15 protein-coding genes are annotated in these 17,021 nt (G+C 45.5%); 7 read left to right on the forward strand and 8 right to left on the reverse strand.

The window, feature by feature from the left end; genetic code table 11:
• Positions 1–28: 28 nt before the first annotated feature.
• The 3 genes from btsR to BCT11_RS07520 all read right to left on the reverse strand — a co-directional run bounded on the left by btsR (position 29) and on the right by BCT11_RS07520 (position 4,085).
• The gene (gene btsR / locus BCT11_RS07510) at positions 29–757 is read right to left on the reverse strand and encodes a two-component system response regulator BtsR (protein ID WP_045400249.1); all 729 of its coding nucleotides are present in this window, start codon (positions 755–757) and stop codon (positions 29–31) included.
• A gap of 33 nt (positions 758–790) precedes the next feature.
• The gene (locus BCT11_RS07515) at positions 791–2,461 is read right to left on the reverse strand and encodes a sensor histidine kinase (RefSeq protein WP_038876256.1); all 1,671 of its coding nucleotides are present in this window, start codon (positions 2,459–2,461) and stop codon (positions 791–793) included.
• A gap of 139 nt (positions 2,462–2,600) precedes the next feature.
• Positions 2,601–4,085, reverse strand: a complete 1,485-nt coding sequence (locus BCT11_RS07520) for a carbon starvation protein A (RefSeq protein WP_039973777.1) — start codon at positions 4,083–4,085, stop codon at positions 2,601–2,603.
• A gap of 316 nt (positions 4,086–4,401) precedes the next feature.
• Between BCT11_RS07520 and BCT11_RS07525 the strand changes: the two genes are divergently transcribed.
• Entirely contained in the window at positions 4,402–4,743 is a 342-nt protein-coding gene (locus BCT11_RS07525; RefSeq protein WP_009707688.1) for a DUF2799 domain-containing protein, read from the forward strand.
• Positions 4,744–4,853: 110 nt separating this feature from the next.
• Positions 4,854–5,183 carry a hypothetical protein gene (locus BCT11_RS07530; RefSeq protein WP_005440588.1) on the forward strand — a complete coding sequence of 110 codons (330 nt, stop codon included), beginning with the start codon at positions 4,854–4,856 and terminating at the stop codon, positions 5,181–5,183.
• An 88-nt stretch (positions 5,184–5,271) separates the two neighbouring features.
• On the opposite strand, the gene murQ is transcribed toward BCT11_RS07530, so the two are convergent.
• Positions 5,272–6,198, reverse strand: coding sequence for an N-acetylmuramic acid 6-phosphate etherase (murQ, locus tag BCT11_RS07535; protein WP_102387801.1), 927 nt, complete (start codon positions 6,196–6,198; stop codon positions 5,272–5,274).
• Between the two features lie 64 nt (positions 6,199–6,262).
• A complete protein-coding gene (locus BCT11_RS07540) occupies positions 6,263–7,375 on the reverse strand; it encodes an anhydro-N-acetylmuramic acid kinase (RefSeq protein ID WP_102387802.1) in 1,113 nt (370 codons plus the stop codon).
• Positions 7,376–7,475: 100 nt separating this feature from the next.
• Here BCT11_RS07540 and nagZ point away from each other — a divergent pair, with 100 nt between their 5' ends.
• The 3 genes from nagZ (at position 7,476) to tyrA (ending at position 10,925) form a co-directional block, all read left to right on the forward strand.
• The gene (nagZ, locus tag BCT11_RS07545) at positions 7,476–8,459 is read left to right on the forward strand and encodes a beta-N-acetylhexosaminidase (protein WP_102387803.1); all 984 of its coding nucleotides are present in this window, start codon (positions 7,476–7,478) and stop codon (positions 8,457–8,459) included.
• Between the two features lie 239 nt (positions 8,460–8,698).
• Positions 8,699–9,772, forward strand: coding sequence for a 3-deoxy-7-phosphoheptulonate synthase (locus BCT11_RS07550; RefSeq protein WP_038866412.1), 1,074 nt, complete (start codon positions 8,699–8,701; stop codon positions 9,770–9,772).
• 25 nt (positions 9,773–9,797) lie between these two features.
• Entirely contained in the window at positions 9,798–10,925 is a 1,128-nt protein-coding gene (gene tyrA / locus BCT11_RS07555; RefSeq protein WP_038866413.1) for a bifunctional chorismate mutase/prephenate dehydrogenase, read from the forward strand.
• Between the two features lie 60 nt (positions 10,926–10,985).
• On the opposite strand, the gene BCT11_RS07560 is transcribed toward tyrA, so the two are convergent.
• The 3 genes from BCT11_RS07560 to ettA all read right to left on the reverse strand — a co-directional run bounded on the left by BCT11_RS07560 (position 10,986) and on the right by ettA (position 14,310).
• The gene (locus BCT11_RS07560) at positions 10,986–11,987 is read right to left on the reverse strand and encodes a M23 family metallopeptidase (protein ID WP_038876270.1); all 1,002 of its coding nucleotides are present in this window, start codon (positions 11,985–11,987) and stop codon (positions 10,986–10,988) included.
• A 29-nt stretch (positions 11,988–12,016) separates the two neighbouring features.
• Positions 12,017–12,385: a PilZ domain-containing protein gene (locus tag BCT11_RS07565; RefSeq protein ID WP_038876273.1), complete on the reverse strand. Its 369-nt coding sequence runs from the start codon at positions 12,383–12,385 to the stop codon at positions 12,017–12,019.
• A 257-nt stretch (positions 12,386–12,642) separates the two neighbouring features.
• The gene (gene ettA, locus BCT11_RS07570; RefSeq protein WP_038866420.1) at positions 12,643–14,310 is read right to left on the reverse strand and encodes an energy-dependent translational throttle protein EttA; all 1,668 of its coding nucleotides are present in this window, start codon (positions 14,308–14,310) and stop codon (positions 12,643–12,645) included.
• A 373-nt stretch (positions 14,311–14,683) separates the two neighbouring features.
• Between ettA and BCT11_RS07575 the strand changes: the two genes are divergently transcribed.
• Together BCT11_RS07575 and trpR are read left to right on the forward strand one after the other, a co-directional pair.
• Positions 14,684–16,630, forward strand: a complete 1,947-nt coding sequence (locus tag BCT11_RS07575; protein WP_038876277.1) for a transglycosylase SLT domain-containing protein — start codon at positions 14,684–14,686, stop codon at positions 16,628–16,630.
• Positions 16,631–16,643: 13 nt separating this feature from the next.
• Positions 16,644–16,946, forward strand: a complete 303-nt coding sequence (gene trpR, locus BCT11_RS07580; RefSeq protein ID WP_102387804.1) for a trp operon repressor — start codon at positions 16,644–16,646, stop codon at positions 16,944–16,946.
• Positions 16,947–17,021 lie beyond the last annotated feature (75 nt).

Below are 17,021 nucleotides of genomic sequence, written 5' to 3' on the forward strand. Positions count from 1 at the left end.
TCTACACGAGTTATGCCAGAGTCTGAGCTTAGTGACTGATGCCTAGAAGTTCTTTGAGCACCTTTAAGTAACGGCGGCTCACTGGGATCTCAAAGCCTGTTTTGGTGATGATTTCAGCTAGGCCGTTTTCCAATAATCTAATCTCGCTGATGGCTTTGATACTCACCAGATACTGGCGATGACAACGCACCAGTGGCGTTTTTTCTTCCAAGGTTTTCAACGTTAACTGTGTACTGGCCGTTTGGTTGGTAGAGCGCACATGCACACCGCTAATATCGCTGTAAGCAGACTCAACTGTCTCGGTTGCCATGATCACAATGCGGTTGTGGCCAATGCATGGGATTTGATCAAGGCTATCAGGAGCAATGCTGGAGATTTGTTGCGTCAAAGCTGATTGGCTAACGACTTTATTTAAGCGTTTCACCGTCTTTGTTAAGCGGCATGGATCAACCGGTTTTAATAGATAGTCGAACGCATTGTCCTCAAAAGCTTGAATCGCATATTGGTCGTAAGCGGTAACAAATACCACGTAGGGCATGGTCTCTGGATCTAACATACCCAGTAGCTCGATGCCCGTCACCTGAGGCATTTGGATATCAAGGAACACCACATCGGGCTTGAGCTCATTGATCTTCTTAAGGCCCATAATGGCGTTTGATGCATCGCCTATTACTTCAATTTGGCCTGTTTCGTCCAATAGCTCTGCCAGCTCTTCACGAGCAAACTGTTCATCATCAATGACGAGGGCGGTTAACATCCAGCATTACCTTTTTATGCGTTTTTATTGCGCTTATCGCGATGAGGGAATGATAAAACTCATTTTAGTAAATTGGTGTTGTTGATAGTTAATTTTTAGCGCTGAATCACGTCCAAATTGATTAGAGAGGCGCTTATCGACAATTTCCATCCCCAAACCAGAATGATTCTCTTTTGGTGATTCATAGCTGCCTGCATTGTCTTCCACGGTAATAAGGTACCCTTGTGCATGAGGTTGGCTATAGATTTTTACTTTGCCGCCTTCCAACATAGTCGAGATGCCGTGTTTGATTGCATTTTCGACCAAAGGTTGCAGCGTAAAGCTTGGTAACTTGATATCCAGCAGTTCAGGTTCAATATCAATCTCAACTTCTAGGCGATCAGTAAAGCGTGCTTTTTCGATCGATAAGTAGGAATTCACATGTGCTAATTCTTCTTTCAGCGTCACGGTATTGATGTTCTGTTTTAAGTTACTACGGAAGAAGTGCGACAAGTTTTGGATCAGTTCTCGTGCTTTATCTGGATCACGACGCGTAATCGCACTGATGGTGTTTAGCGCGTTGAATAAGAAATGTGGGTTCACTTGCGCGTGCAGTAGTTTGATTTCTGCCTGAGCTAATAACGTTTGTTGCTGTTGGTAATCGCCATAAAGAATTTGACTCGAAAGAAGCTGAGCAATGCCTTCTGCCATTGACATATTTGCCGTCGAGAACAGCTTACGTTTTGGTTCGTAAAGCTTAATGGTGCCCACCACTTCTTTTCCTGCTCGTAGTGGAATTATCAGTGCGGAGCCCAGTTTACAGTCTTGTGCTAATGAACATTGGTAAGGGTGCTCACTGCCATCAAGGTAGATGATGTCGTTCTTCTCCATTGAGTCGAGCGTACTCTGCGATGAGATTGGAGTATTTGGCCTATGATGATCATCGCCGATGCCAACGAAAGCCAGAATCTTCTCTTGGTCAGTAATGGCGACTGCGCCTACTTTGGTTTCTTCATAAATGATGCGGGCGATCTTATCGGCATTTTCGCTGTTAAATCCGGTGCTGAGAATACCAACTGAGCGGTCGGCAATGCTTAATGCTCGGCGGGAAAAGGCGGCCGAGTACTTTTCAAAAATGGTTTTACGATCTTGCAGAATACTCATAAACAGAGCGGCACCAACGGAGTTAGCGATGATCATTGGGGCAGCAATCGCTGAAACGAGTTCATAGGCTTGGTTGAATGGTTTAGCGACAGCAAGCAGCAGCACCATCTGAACGATTTCTGCAACAAAAGTAATGCTGAATACTACGCTCGGGTTAAACAGCATTGCCCCTTTGTTACGCTTAATGAGGTAAACGTGGAGTAGCCCCCCAATGAGCCCTTCTGCTGTTGTGGAAATCGCACAAGCTAAGTCGGTAAAACCGCCTAAAGTATAACGATGAATCCCCCCAGTTAAGCCCACCGCAAAACCGACAACAGGACCGCCAAACAGTCCTCCCATCACCGCACCAATTGCACGCGTGTTTGCTATCGCGTCGTTGATCTGTAAACCGAAGTAGGTGCCTAGGATACAAAAACCAGAGAAAAGCACATAACAAATGAGTCGGTGACTTAAGCGAGAAGAAATGCTCAGTAAGGGAAGAATGATTGGCGTTTTACTCAGCATATAAGCCAGCACTAAGTAAACACACATTTGTTGCAAAAGGGAGATGATCAGTTCCATAGCGAACCTAACCTAGACATGATGTTGTTATTGTAAGTGAATTCATTCTTTAAAGAGAAAGAAAAAGAGCCTGCGATAGGCAGGCTCTTAGCGTTATCCAGATATTGATAATGAATCGGTTAGCAAGCGAAGGATTTCATTACGCCGTTTCTGAGACAGTGTCTGGTTTATCTTCATCTGCAAGATCTGTTTCGCCTTTGCCTTTCGAGATTTTGATAACGTAAGCCGCTGCAGCAAGAGCGAACAAAACGCCAGAGATTGTCGAGATTTGCATTGGTAGACCGAAGCCTAGCGTGCTGTTGTTCAAAATGAAAGTGACACACACGGTTGTCATGAAGACTGCTGGGATAGTCGTAATCCAATGCAGTTTGTTGTGACGTAGTAGGTAAGCCGACGCAGTCCAAAGCATCATTACTGCTGTTGTTTGGTTTGCGAAACCGAAGTAGCGCCAGATAATACCGAAGTCTACTTGAGTCAGAATGCCACCGATAACGAACAGTGGTAGAGCCATTAGAAGACGGTTACGTAGTGTTTTCTGTTCCATACCGAAGTATTCAGCAAGAATCAGACGGCTTGAGCGGAATGCGGTGTCACCCGATGTGATTGGCAGAATAACAACACCAAGGAAGGCAATCACACCACCGAATACACCCAGTAGACCGAATGAAGCGCTGTATACCACGTTACCAGGGCCACCGTTTTTCACTGCTTCTGCAAGGCCATCAAGCGTGCCGAAGAAAGACAGAGCGATAGCACACCAGATTAGCGCGATAACGCCTTCACCAATCATTGCACCGTAGAATACGAAGCGACCGTTCTTCTCATTTTCCATACAACGCGCCATCAGTGGAGACTGAGTTGCGTGGAAGCCAGAGATAGCACCACATGCGATAGTGATGAATAGTGCAGGCCATAGAGGCATATCGTTCGGGTTCAAGTTAGTCAGCATGTCGCTTACTTGGAAGTCACCCATCACAGTGTGTTCGCTAGAGAAAGCAATAGCAGTCATTAGACCTACAGACATGAAGATCAGTAGCGCGCCAAACAATGGGTAGAAGCGACCGATGATTTTGTCTACAGGAACAATTGTCGCGATGATGTAGTAAGCGAAAATCAACACAACCATGGTTGTCATGCTTACGCTAAAGCTAGTTTGGTCGTTGATTAGGTTTGTGATCATGCCTGCTGGCGCTGACACGAATACCACACCAACAAGAAGCAATAGGACAATGGCAAAGATGTTCATAAAGTGTTTTGCGCCATTGCCTAGGTAGCGACCCGTAATTGTTGGTACTGATGCACCGCCGTTACGAACAGAAAGCATGCCTGAGAAGTAATCGTGTACCGCACCTGCGAAGATACAGCCAACAACAATCCAAAGCATTGCAGCAGGACCGTATAGGGCACCCATGATTGGGCCAAAGATAGGACCAACACCTGCGATGTTCAGAAGCTGAACAAGGTAAACACGCTTGGTTGACATTGGAACGTAGTCAACGCCGTCCGTCTTAGTATGAGCTGGCGTTTGACGATTCTCATTGATGCCGAAAATCTTCTCAACGAAAGCACCGTAGATGAAGTATCCGCCGATGAGGGCTGCGACACAGGTTAGAAACCACATCATAGCAATTGTCCTTGGTTTGTTAGGTAGGGTAATTTTTTAAGCTCAGGATGTATGGTATTCATCTCTTTTGTTAAGCGCATTCGCTCTATGGATGAGTGGTCGAATAGAGAAGCGAGTGGTCGATATAACGGTTAAGTGGTTTTATCGTTTGCCTAGTGGTCGTGCGTAGGGCTGAGTGGTTCTATTAACCATTAAGCGGTGGTTATCAAAGGTGAGCGGCGAGTTCGAGAGTTAAGTGGTGAAATCAACAGATAAGCGGCAAAGCACAGGCTTTAGTGGTAAGCTTGTTTTGAAAACAATTAGTTAAGGAAGAATGATGAAAAAGGCAACGTTAGGCTTGGCGCTGGCTTTACTAGCAGGGTGTGCGGCAACAACGGAAGAACTGGCGCAGTCCGGAGATTGGTACCAGATCGGTTATCAAGATGGTGTCGCTGGGCATACCTCTCGTACCATGAAAGAACTTCGCTCGTTAGGAAATGTAAAGCAAGGCGATTATGACCAAGGTTACCTTGAAGGGGTGACTGAATATTGTAATCCTGATTTTGCTTACCAAATGGGCTTATCTGGTCAGTATTATGAAGGTGTATGTGAGGGAACGCCTGGGGCACAAAAATTCCGTATGGAATGGCAACGTGGCTGGAACGAATACAGCAACTAGATCTGTTTCATAATCAAGACTGTGGTTTTGCTTGTTGATCTTCTGACATTTGAATTTTATTGCTTTGCTGTACTTATGGCTTGAGATTCAATCAGAAGTGAAATGAAAACATGAAGAAGTATTTTTTGGTCGCATTAGCATTGTTGCCCTTAACGGTCGGTGCGACCAACGTGTTGAAAGAGTCGATTAAGATGAAGCGTAAATACGATCACGATAAGCATCGTATTACCAATACCATCAACAATACCAAGCGTAATATTAAAGAAGTCACTGACGGTACTTATGTCGAGAACCAAGTGAAGCGAGAAGTAAACCAAACCACTCGCAAGTACACCAATAAAGTAGAGAACGTTAAGAACATAACGAACCCTGATCACATCAAACGTAAAGCAAATGACAAGCTTAACCAAGAGTTTGATGAATGGTTGTATGAAGACTAAATCTTGATATCTAAAACAAAAAAGGAGACTACGAGGTCTCCTTTTTGTTTGTCTTCTATCGACAGATTTGAACTACGGGACTCGAGATTTATTTAGGCTGGTGGTTTTCCACTGCTTTGCGTAAGAAGCCGTCTTGGTGGTGCAGGTGAGCACGAGCAGATTCAATATCAAGATCGGTCAGGATCATTAAGATCGCCAGTTTCACCTCATAACCAGTTTGTTTAAGTACGTCGGTAGCTTGTTCTTTGCTGCAATCGGTCGCTTGCATCACAATACGTGCGGCGCGTGCAACGAGCTTATTGTTGGTTGCTTTCACATCGACCATTAAGTTTTGATAACTCTTACCCAAACGGATCATGCTGGCAGTAGTCAGCATGTTCAGGACCAGTTTCTGCGCCGTACCTGATTTCAAACGTGTTGAGCCAGTCAATGCTTCAGGGCCTACAACAGGGCTAATTGCGACGTCGGCAATGTCGGCGATTGGAGAATCTGGATTACAAGATAGTGCAATCGTGGTTGCACCGATCTCGTTGGCGTACTCCAAACCACCAATGACATAAGGCGTTCGGCCACTTGCAGCGATACCTACGACCACATCGAGATTTGTGAATTTGATATCTTTTAGGTCTTGCTCACCTAAAGCCGGCGAATCTTCCGCACCTTCTTTTGCTTTTAGAATCGCCTCTGGGCCACCTGCAATCAGACCGACCACCATCTTGTCAGATACGCCAAATGTTGGCGGACATTCCGATGCATCAAGCACACCTAAACGGCCACTGGTGCCAGCGCCTATATAAACCAGACGACCGCCGACTTTAAACGCGTCGGTGATCTTATCCACCGCGAGTGCGATTTCGGGTAAAACCTTCTCAACCGCAAGTGGTACGAGCTTATCTTGCTGATTAAGTCGCTGAACAATGTCCAGAGAGGGCAGTAAATCGATGTCCATCGTATCTGGGTTACGACCTTCTGATACTAGGTGGGCAAGAGCAGCAATAAGCGCGTCATTTGTCATAGTGGTTTAAGCCTTTTGAATACTGATTTCGATTTATTTTGTCGCTGTGTCTGGCACAACGCATTTAGTTTTTAGGATGGAGCACACCCAGCGAAGCAAGACGGCTCGCACCAGTCACTTCAGGTAAGTTGCTCGGCAGCCCGTCAATATGTCGCTGAGCAAGCCAAGCAAACGCCATGGCTTCCATGTAATCGCCATCGACACCTTTATCATCCGTTGTTGCGACTTGCCACTGCGGCAGAAGTTCCGCTAAACGTTGCATCAGTAGAGGGTTTCTCGCCCCTCCGCCACACACCAACAGCTGTGGCTGCTGACCATACGTGAATTTCTCCACTTCGTTTGTAATGGTCTTCGCCGAGTATTCACACAGCGTGCGTTGTACATCTTGTGCTGAGATATTGTGGTTGGCTAACTGATGATGCAGCCAATCGATATTGAACAGCTCTCGACCAGTGCTCTTAGGCGCCGACATGGCGAGGTAAGGCTCTGCTAAGAGTTGAGTTAGTAGTGTTGCATCGGTGTTGCCTTGCAGAGCAAATCGCGCGTCTTTGTCGAAGCCTTGTCCTGTGTGCTGTTCACACCATGCATCCATCAACATGTTGCCTGGGCCAGTATCGTAGCCGATCACTGCTTGGTCAGGATGCAGTACCGAGATATTGGCAATTCCACCGATGTTAAGCACCACGGTGGTGGAATCTTGCATGGCAAAAATACTTTTATGGAAGGCAGGGACGAGCGGTGCACCTTGGCCACCTAACGCCATGTCTTTACGACGAAAATCTGCCACGGTATCAATGCCAGTTTTGACTGCAATGATGTTGGCATCACCCAGTTGGGTGGTGAAGGGCTGTTCGCCAGTCGGCTGATGGAACACGGTTTGACCATGATTACCAATGGCTCGGATTTGCTCTGCGGAATAGCCGGATTTATCCAGTAGCTGTAAAACCGCATCGGCAAACAGATGGCCAAGTTGGTGGTCGAGCTCACCAATGGCTTTTAGATTCGTGTCTTGCCCAGTGCAAACCGACAAAAGCGTCTGCTTAATATGAGCAGGCATTGGGTAATCATCGTGTGCGAGCAAGCGAACACGGTTATCTTCAATTTCAACCAGTGCGGTATCTACACCGTCCATACTGGTTCCAGACATCACACCGATATACAGTTTGTTAAGATTCACAGCCAATTCCGTCAATTCTTCGATTCACTTATTGTAAAGCAATTCTGAAGCGAATAACCTCATCGAATACGAGATATTCAGCCGATTTTGAGGAGAAAAAATGGGACCGTTATGGGTTGATGTTGCAGGCTATGAACTGACTGCAGAAGACAGAGAAATTTTGGAGCATCCAACGGTTGGTGGTTTGATTTTATTTACGCGTAACTACCACGACAGCAAGCAGCTTCAAGCTCTTACCCAATCTATCCGAGAAGCGGCGAAACGTCCGATTTTGATTGGTGTTGACCAAGAGGGCGGACGCGTTCAGCGTTTCCGTGAAGGCTTTTCATTGATTCCTGCGGCAGACGAATACGCCAAACACCAAAACAGTGAAGATCTGGCCCGCATGGGCGGTTGGTTGATGGCTGCTGAGCTGATTGTTCATGATATCGACCTAAGCTTCGCGCCAGTGTTGGATAAAGGTCACCAATGTAAAGCGATTGGCAGCCGTGCTTTTGGTGAGGATTTAGACACTATTTTGCGTCACAGCACTGCTTATATGCAGGGTATGAAGAGTGTCGGTATGGCGACGACGGGCAAACATTTCCCGGGTCATGGTGGTGTGATTGCTGATTCACACTTAGAGACACCATATGACGAGCGTAGTGATATCTTTGAGCAAGACATGGCTATCTTCAAAGCACAAATTGATGCTGGCATCTTAGACGCGATGATGCCTGCTCACGTCATTTTCTCAAATTATGATGACCAACCTGCTAGCGGCTCTGAGTATTGGCTTAAACAAATCCTGCGCCAGCAACTTGGTTTTAAAGGTTTGATCTTCTCTGATGATTTGACCATGGAAGGTGCCGCAATTATGGGTGGTCCTGCCGAACGTGGCGCACAAGCATTAAACGCTGGCTGCGATATGCTGCTGGTTTGCAACAAGCGCGATGCGCAAGTTGAGGTGCTTGATAATCTACCCATCACTTCTGTTCCTCTCGCTGGTGCCTTGTTGAAGAAACAGAGCTTTTCTCTAAGCGAGCTAAAACGTTCGCAAGAGTGGAAAGACGCCTCTGAAGCTATGAAGCGATTGGTTGGCTAGCCATCTCACCCCTGAATAATGGTTTGTTCAGGGTGAGACGTAAACTTTCTAAAACATCCATTTAAAGCCGAAGTGCTCTGCATTTCGGCTTTTTCTTTTAATGTAAATTTAAATTTACACTGGATGTTTTTTATTGTGTACGGTTGTAATTCTTTTTTAGCCTGTTATCTTGTCCGTAAAGCTTAGTTTTCTCACCAAGGAATTGGTTGGGTGTAAAAAATAATATACAGGTCAAGGTTATGCAAAGAAGTGAATTGAGCAACATTAACATCTGCGAAGAACAAGTTCTTATCACGCCTGAGGAGCTAAAAGTTAAGCTTCCTCTAAGTGAAAAGGCCCGTCGTTTTATCCAAGATTCTCGTCAAACCATCGCTGATATCATTCACAAAAAAGATCATCGTCTACTCGTTGTATGTGGACCATGTTCTATCCATGACGTAGACGCTGCGAAGGATTACGCCAAGCGTTTAAAAGCACTTTCAGAACAACTAAGCGACCAACTGTATATTGTTATGCGTGTTTACTTTGAGAAGCCTCGAACCACGGTTGGTTGGAAAGGCTTGATCAATGACCCACACCTAGACGGCAGCTTCGACATTGAACATGGCCTGCATGTTGGTCGTGAACTGTTGGTTGAACTCGCTGAGATGGATATTCCGCTGGCAACAGAAGCTCTTGACCCAATTAGCCCACAATACTTGGCAGATACGTTTAGTTGGGCAGCGATCGGCGCTCGTACGACTGAGTCACAAACACACCGTGAGATGGCAAGTGGTCTCTCAATGCCTATCGGCTTTAAGAATGGTACGGACGGTAGCTTGGCAACGGCGATCAACGCAATGCAAGCGGCTTCTTCTAGCCACCGTTTCATGGGTATTAACCGTGAAGGTCAAGTAGCGCTTCTGACTACGCAAGGCAACCCGAATGGTCATGTGATTCTTCGTGGTGGTAAGCAGACCAATTACGACTCAGTATCCGTTACTGAGTGTGAGCAAGAGATGGCGAAGTCCAACCTTGATGCGTCCTTGATGGTGGATTGTAGCCATGCGAACTCACGTAAAGATTACCGCCGTCAGCCGTTAGTTGCAGAAGACGTGATTCACCAGATTCGAGAAGGCAACACGTCGATCATTGGCCTGATGATTGAAAGTCATATTAATGAAGGTAATCAATCTTCAGACCTTACTCTCGAAGAGATGAAATACGGTGTTTCAATTACCGACGCGTGTATCAATTGGGATTCAACTGAGGCACTATTACGTCATGCACACGAAGAGCTGGTGCCTTTCTTAGAGAATCGCCTTAAAGGCTAAAACGGAACTTATTTAAGGAACATCAATGGCAGTTGAACTTAACGCATTGCGCGATCAGATTGATGCAGTCGACAAGCAAATGCTAGAGCTACTCTCTCAGCGTTTAGCGCTAGTAGAGAAAGTGGGTGAAGTAAAAAGCGAACACGGTTTGCCAATTTACGCCCCAGATCGTGAGGCGGCAATGCTGGCATCACGACGAGCTGAAGCTGAAAAAATGGGGATCCCTCCACAGCTGATAGAAGACATTCTTCGTCGAACAATGCGTGAGTCTTATGCCAGCGAGAAAGATTCCGGTTTTAAGTGTTTGAACCCAGAATTGCGCTCAGTCGTTATTATTGGTGGTAATGGCCAGTTAGGTGGTTTGTTCGGACGTATGTTCAAACTGTCTGGATACCAAGTGAAAGTCTTGGGCAGTAAAGACTGGGAGCACGCTGACGAAATCTTAAAAGACGCTGGCCTGGTGGTCGTGACTGTGCCAATCCATTTAACTGAAGGTGTGATTGAAAAGCTCGGTAACCTGCCACAAGATTGCATTCTTTGTGATCTGACTTCTATCAAGTCCAAGCCACTGCAAGCAATGTTAAATGTACACTCTGGCCCGGTTGTTGGTCTCCATCCAATGTTTGGTCCTGATGTGCCAAGCTTAGCGAAACAGGTGATTGTGTACTGCGATGGTCGTGAGAATGAGCAATACCAATGGCTACTGCAACAGTTTGGTATTTGGGGCGCAAGCTTGTGCCAGATCGATGCGCAAGAGCACGATCATGGTATGACTTTGATTCAGGCGCTACGTCACTTTACTTCCTTCGCTTACGGTATGCACCTAAGCAAAGAAAACCCTAATATTGAACAATTGTTAAAGCTGAGCTCGCCAATTTACCGCTTGGAGCTAGCGATGGTAGGGCGTCTGTTTGGTCAAGACCCAAATCTATACGGTGACATCATTCTTTCATCACAAGAAAACATCGATATGATTAAGCGTTTCCACCAACGCTTTGGTGAAGCTTTGTCTGTTTTAGACAGTAAAGACAAGGCTGAGTTTGTCGAAAGCTTCGAGCAAGTGAGCGATTGGTTTGGTGAGTACTCTCAGCAATTCATGAACGAGAGTCAGAACCTACTTAAGCAAGCGAACGATAATATCCATCGTGGCTAATTCCCTATTTTAGATGCAAAAAGAGCAGCACATTGGCTGCTCTTTTTTGTTTGAAAATAATCAGTTGGTCGATGTACCACTGTTGTCTTCACTTGATACCGTGCTAATACTCGTATCTCGGTATGGCGAATTGGTTAGATTGATTTGCAGACGAACCACGTTATCGATCAACTGAACCAGAGGACCCCATTTTACCATCTTTTCTTTCTCGAACACGGAGTTAAAGTTCTCTGGTGTCCAATCCATTAAGTAGCGCGGGTTTAGCGTACGCCCAAGAAAGCGTACTTCGTAATGAAGGTGTGGCCCAGTCGAGTTACCTGAATTACCACATTTCGCTATTACATCGCCTTTACTGACAAACTGGCCATTTTTCACGCTGAATTTGTTCAGATGAGCGAATGAGCTTGAGAAACCAAATGAATGACGGAGCGTAAGGTAGTTACCGTATCCACGATTACTTGGTCGCACCGTTTCTACCACACCATCCGCTGGGGCTAAGATTTCTTCGCCGCGTTTACATGTAAGGTCGATGCCTGTATGCACATGACGTTTGCCAGAAATAGGGTTAATCCGACTGCCATAAGGGGAGGAGATACGTTGGTAAGTCATCGGACTGTCGTTTGGAATTAAACGGAACATCGTTGCGCGCACTGCTGAATCAATGGCTGCGGCATCAATACGCTCTTCTAGGGCAACGTTGTACTCTTCGCTTTCAAGCTCTTCGTCAGCGAGACCGAGAACCGACTCCACATCATATACACGCTTACCTAGCAATTGAATCTGATTGTTTTTGTCAGTTAAAGATTGAGAAAGAGAGTGGTTCGTATCAAGTTGTTCTTCATACAGTGCCGTGATCTCCGCTTTTTCACCTTCCAGCTTTGCGATGGTTTGGTTTAGCGTCTCTTGATTGTATGTTTGTTGTTGATTCAAATACCAAGCGCTACCAACGACGGCAGGCAAAGCGATGACTGACACACATACTGCAAGGATCGAAAGGCGACCCACATAAAATTGCTGATTCCCATCTTTTGTTGGGATCTGCATGATGATTTTTTTAGACATAGTTATTGTTACTAAAGCAGGCGTTCAATTTATTCTTCCCCCAAATCAGAAAGGTATTCTAACTCTCGATTCAGCAGCTCGTTATTGCCTACGTTTAACTCTATAAATCGTTTTAATTGGCTAATACTGTCGATGTCTATGTTGATGATCTTCAGCCGGATCTCGTTACTTGCAACAGCGATGATATCAGCGGTTAACTGCATCACCTGTTCTGATTGAGCGAACGAGAATGCGACTTCTACCGGTAGTGACGACTCAAGTGAGTTTGCATTTTCAGCTCTTAACAATAAACCATGTAATGAGAGATCTTGAATCGTGGCTTGTAGTGCCAAGTCACTTTGTTCCACTAAAGCAGAAACTTGGTAGATGATGCGTGAAAAGCGTCGTCTCTCCGTCATAGAGCTTTCTCATATAGTCGTCGAATCTGTCGATGACTATATCAAATAGAACAAAAATTGTTCAATTGTTGTTCTTAAAATGTCGAGGTAGCACAGAGTTACGATTGCTAAAGGTCAAGCTCTTAATTGAAAAAATGCCAATCTGAGCCATTTATGCAACACATATAACAAAGGCCGCTATGATAGCGACCTTTGTACGAATTACAAGCAAAGGTGAGTGTAAGGTGATATACCGCACACTCATCTTATAAACGAAATTACTTCGATACGCGCTTGTATTTGATACGGTGTGGTTCAGCGGCTTCAGGACCAAGCGTCTTCTTCAGCCATTCCATATACTCGTTGTAGTTACCTTCGTAGAAGTTAACTTGGCCTTCATCGCGGTAGTCGATGATGTGCGTTGCGATACGGTCTAGGAACCAACGGTCGTGCGAGATAACCATGGCACAACCAGGGAACTCAAGCAGCGCTTCTTCAAGTGCACGTAGTGTTTCAACGTCAAGGTCGTTGGTTGGCTCATCGAGTAGTAGTACGTTACCGCCGGCTTTAAGCAGTTTAGCAAGGTGCACACGGTTACGCTCACCACCAGAAAGCTCGCCGATAACTTTCTGTTGATCTGAGCCTTTGAAGTTAAAGCGAGAACAGTAAGCACGTGCAGGGATTTCGAAGTTGTTGATCTTGATGATGTCAGCGCCTTCTGAGATCTCTTGGAATACCGTGTTTTTATCGTTCATTGAATCACGGAACTGCTCAACAGAAGCCAGTTTCACAGTGTCACCCAGTTCAATCGTACCCGAATCAGGTTGTTCAGTACCGCTTAGCATCTTGAATAGGGTTGATTTACCCGCACCGTTGGCACCGATGATACCCACGATGGCACCCTTAGGCATGCTGAATGATAGATCATCGATAAGAACGCGACCGTCGAATGACTTAGTCAGGTTGTTCACTTCGATAACTTTATCACCTAGACGCTCACCTGGCGGGATGAACAGCTCGTTAGTTTCGTTACGTTTTTGGTGGTCAGTGTTTTGTAGCTCTTCAAAGCGCGCCATACGTGCTTTAGATTTCGCTTGGCGACCTTTAGGGTTTTGACGAACCCATTCAAGTTCTTTCTCGATGGTCTTTTGACGAGCTTTTTCTTGCGACGCTTCTTGTTGTAGGCGCGCATCTTTTTGCTCTAGCCAAGAGGTGTAGTTACCTTCCCATGGAATACCTTCACCACGGTCAAGTTCTAGGATCCAACCCGCTGCGTTATCTAGGAAGTAACGGTCGTGGGTAATCGCAACTACAGTACCAGTGTAATCAACTAGGAAGCGTTCTAGCCATGCAACAGACTCAGCATCCAAGTGGTTGGTTGGTTCGTCGAGCAGTAGCATGTCTGGTTTTTCTAAAAGAAGACGACAGATAGCCACACGGCGACGCTCACCACCGGATAGGTGTTGGATTTTTTGATCCCATTCAGGAAGACGAAGTGCATCAGCAGCACGTTCTAGCGCGTTGTCTAGGTTGTGACCATCTTTCGCTTGAATTAGCGCTTCTAGTTCACCCTGTTCTTTTGCTAGAGCATCAAAATCGGCATCTGGTTCTGCATACGCTGCATATACCGCATCCAAGCGCTTAAGTGCGCCAGCAACATCTGCAACAGCTTCTTCAACGATTTCACGAACGGTTTTTGACTCGTCCAGAACGGGCTCCTGCGGTAGGTAACCTACGTTTAGGCCCGGTTGTGGGCGTGCTTCACCATCGATATCGGTATCGATACCCGCCATGATACGTAGCAGCGTAGATTTACCCGCACCGTTCAGACCTAGAACACCGATTTTTGCACCAGGGAAGAAGCTTAGAGAGATGTCTTTAAGAATTTGACGCTTAGGTGGCACAATTTTGCTCACCCGCGACATGGTATATACGTATTCAGCCATTGCCGATCGTTCCTAAATTAACTGTCATTCAAAGGCTCTATTTTATACCAACTCCTTCAGTTTTGTTACCGCATTGCAAGAAATTAGCATCTTGTGTGATTTCTTCTTCATCGCTGACCGGAAACTCTCAACTTTAGGGTATACACTTTTCTTGTTCGTCTTTAAATCAAAGCCAACAGTTCATTTAGTTGGATGAATTGATGGGAATCTATTTGTCTTAAAGGGTTCTAAAGTTTTACGAGTACAACATTTATTACATCAAGTCGCTTTACAATAAGCACTTATTACGGTGTAAATAGATGCATATGCTTTATTGCTTACTACGTTTGTATTCACCAGTGGTAAAGCATGAAGAGAGAAACGTCTGGGGAAAATGACGCACATGAAATTCAACGTAACTGAATTGGCTAAAAGAGTATGCTACGCAGCCGCTTTATGTGCGGTAAGCGTGTCGGCAAACGCGACGCTGAGCCTAGAAAAGCAGCGTCAAGTCTATGAGCAGGCACAAAATTTATTAGACAAGAATGACATTGATGGCTACTTGTCTATTCGTTCCAAAATCGCTGATTATCCACTCACTCCTTATGTGGACTATCGGGTATTTCTGAGGCAATTATCGAGCAAGTCACCACAACAGGTAGATGCGTTTATTAGTGAACATGAAGCTTTTCCATTCTCACGTCGTATTCGCGCCCCGTATCTAGATAACCTTTATCGCCAGAAAGATTGGAAAACCATTACCGAGTTCCAGAAAGTTGAGCCAAGTGGTGAGCGTTATCAGTGTATTTTTTATGTCGCTCAATTAGAACAGGGTAAACAAGTTGCTGCCTTTAAAGGCGCAGAGCATATGTGGCTGCGCGGCAAGAGTATTGCTGATGAATGTGACCCACTGTTCTCTGCATGGGACAAAGCGGGTGAACGTACAGATGACATGATTTTACAACGCATGTTATTAGCATTTGATGCGCGTAATGGCGGGCTAATGGCCTATCTGCAAAAGTTGCCTACATCGGCCAAAGCTCAGCAGCAAGCCAAAGCGATGAAGGCATTGTTCGATAAGCCTGAAAATGTGGCGGAGTTTGCCAAGAAGCAACAAGCGAATGACTTTAATCGAACTCAAGCAGAATTCGCATTAGAGAAACTGGCTCGAAAAAACACCAAGCAAGCGCAAGATGCTTATGCGACCGTAGTGAAAGGGCAAAAGTTCTCTCCAGAAAAGGCTCAAGCACTGGCGGATTACATTGCGATTCGTTTGATTCGTACTGAATCAGATTCATTGGCGAAGTGGCGCGATGACAAAACAAAAACCAGTAAAAACCTACCTCTGATTGAAAGTCGTATTCGTTTATCGATTCAAAATGGCGACTGGCAAGGGGTAAAAAAATGGATCGCAGTGCTTAATGATGAAGAGCAAGCATCACTTCGGTGGCAATACTGGTTAGGGCGCAGTGAAATCGCATTGGGTGATGAAGTCGCAGGTAAGCAACGTTTAGCAAAACAGACTGGCCAGCGTAACTTTTACAGTGTGGCCGCAGCGAATGCGATTGGTCAATCGATCAAGTATCCATCAAGCTCTGTTAAGCTCGATAAGACAGCTATTCAGCCATATCAAAAATCGCTGCTTCGTATTGAAGAGCTGATAGCAACCGACAAGATCGCTGCGGCGAAGAGTGAATGGACACATTTGCTCCGTCGTGTTGGTAAAGAGGAGAAAACGCAACTTGCCGCTTTTGCCGCGTCTAAGCATTGGCATAACTTGACGGTTATTGCGAGTATTCAAGCTCAGATGTGGGATAACATTCCGTTGCGATTCCCTGTCGCGCATCGCTGGTGGTTTAACTTTTACGCTGAGAAACACAATATCGACCCAATCACAATGATGTCTTTGGCGAGACAAGAGAGTGCACTTGATTCTGAAGCGCGCTCTCCGGTTGGAGCTCGTGGTCTGATGCAGATTATGCCAGCGACGGCTAAGTACACGGCAAACAAGTACAAGCTGAAATATCAAGGTACGCAAGATCTCTACAATGTAGGTAAGAACATTGAAATTGGTAGCCATTACTTACAAGGCTTAATGGAAGATTACGATAATAATCGTATTTTTTCGCTCGCTGCTTATAATGCAGGGCCTAACCGAGTAAAAATGTGGCGAGAGCGAACTCAAGGAAAAGTGGATGCTTATTCCTTTATAGAGGCGATTTCATTTAAAGAGACGCGTGGGTATGTACAGAACATTTTGATGTTCGAAACGTACTACCGCGACCTTTTAGGTGTCGACGGTTCGTTCTTGACCCAAGAAGAGATCAATACCAAGTATTGAGTGAGGTAACTTGATGTCACATGAACCTGAGTACAAAGACTGGCAACAGATTGTCGAGTTAATCTGTTCAAGTGTGGACAATCAGCAACACGAAATGTTGTTGACCATGCTAATGACACCGGATGAGCGAGAGTCACTGACCGCACGTGTTAATATTCTCAACGAGTTGCTAAAAGGTGAGCTCTCACAGCGTCAAATCAGTCAAATGCTTGGGGTTGGTATTGCGACAATTACCCGTGGCTCTAACGAGTTAAAGTCAAAGTCCGATGTCGACAAAGACAAACTTAAGACATTATTAGAGCAGGGCGCTCAATAATCTTTGAGTTACGGACAGCAAAAAGGGCGGAATATCCGCCCTTTTTAATACGTATGTACCGTCCTAAATAAGGTT

The organism is Vibrio sp. 10N.222.52.B12 (assembly GCF_002875385.1).
Classification (GTDB): Bacteria; Pseudomonadota; Gammaproteobacteria; order Enterobacterales; family Vibrionaceae; genus Vibrio; species Vibrio jasicida.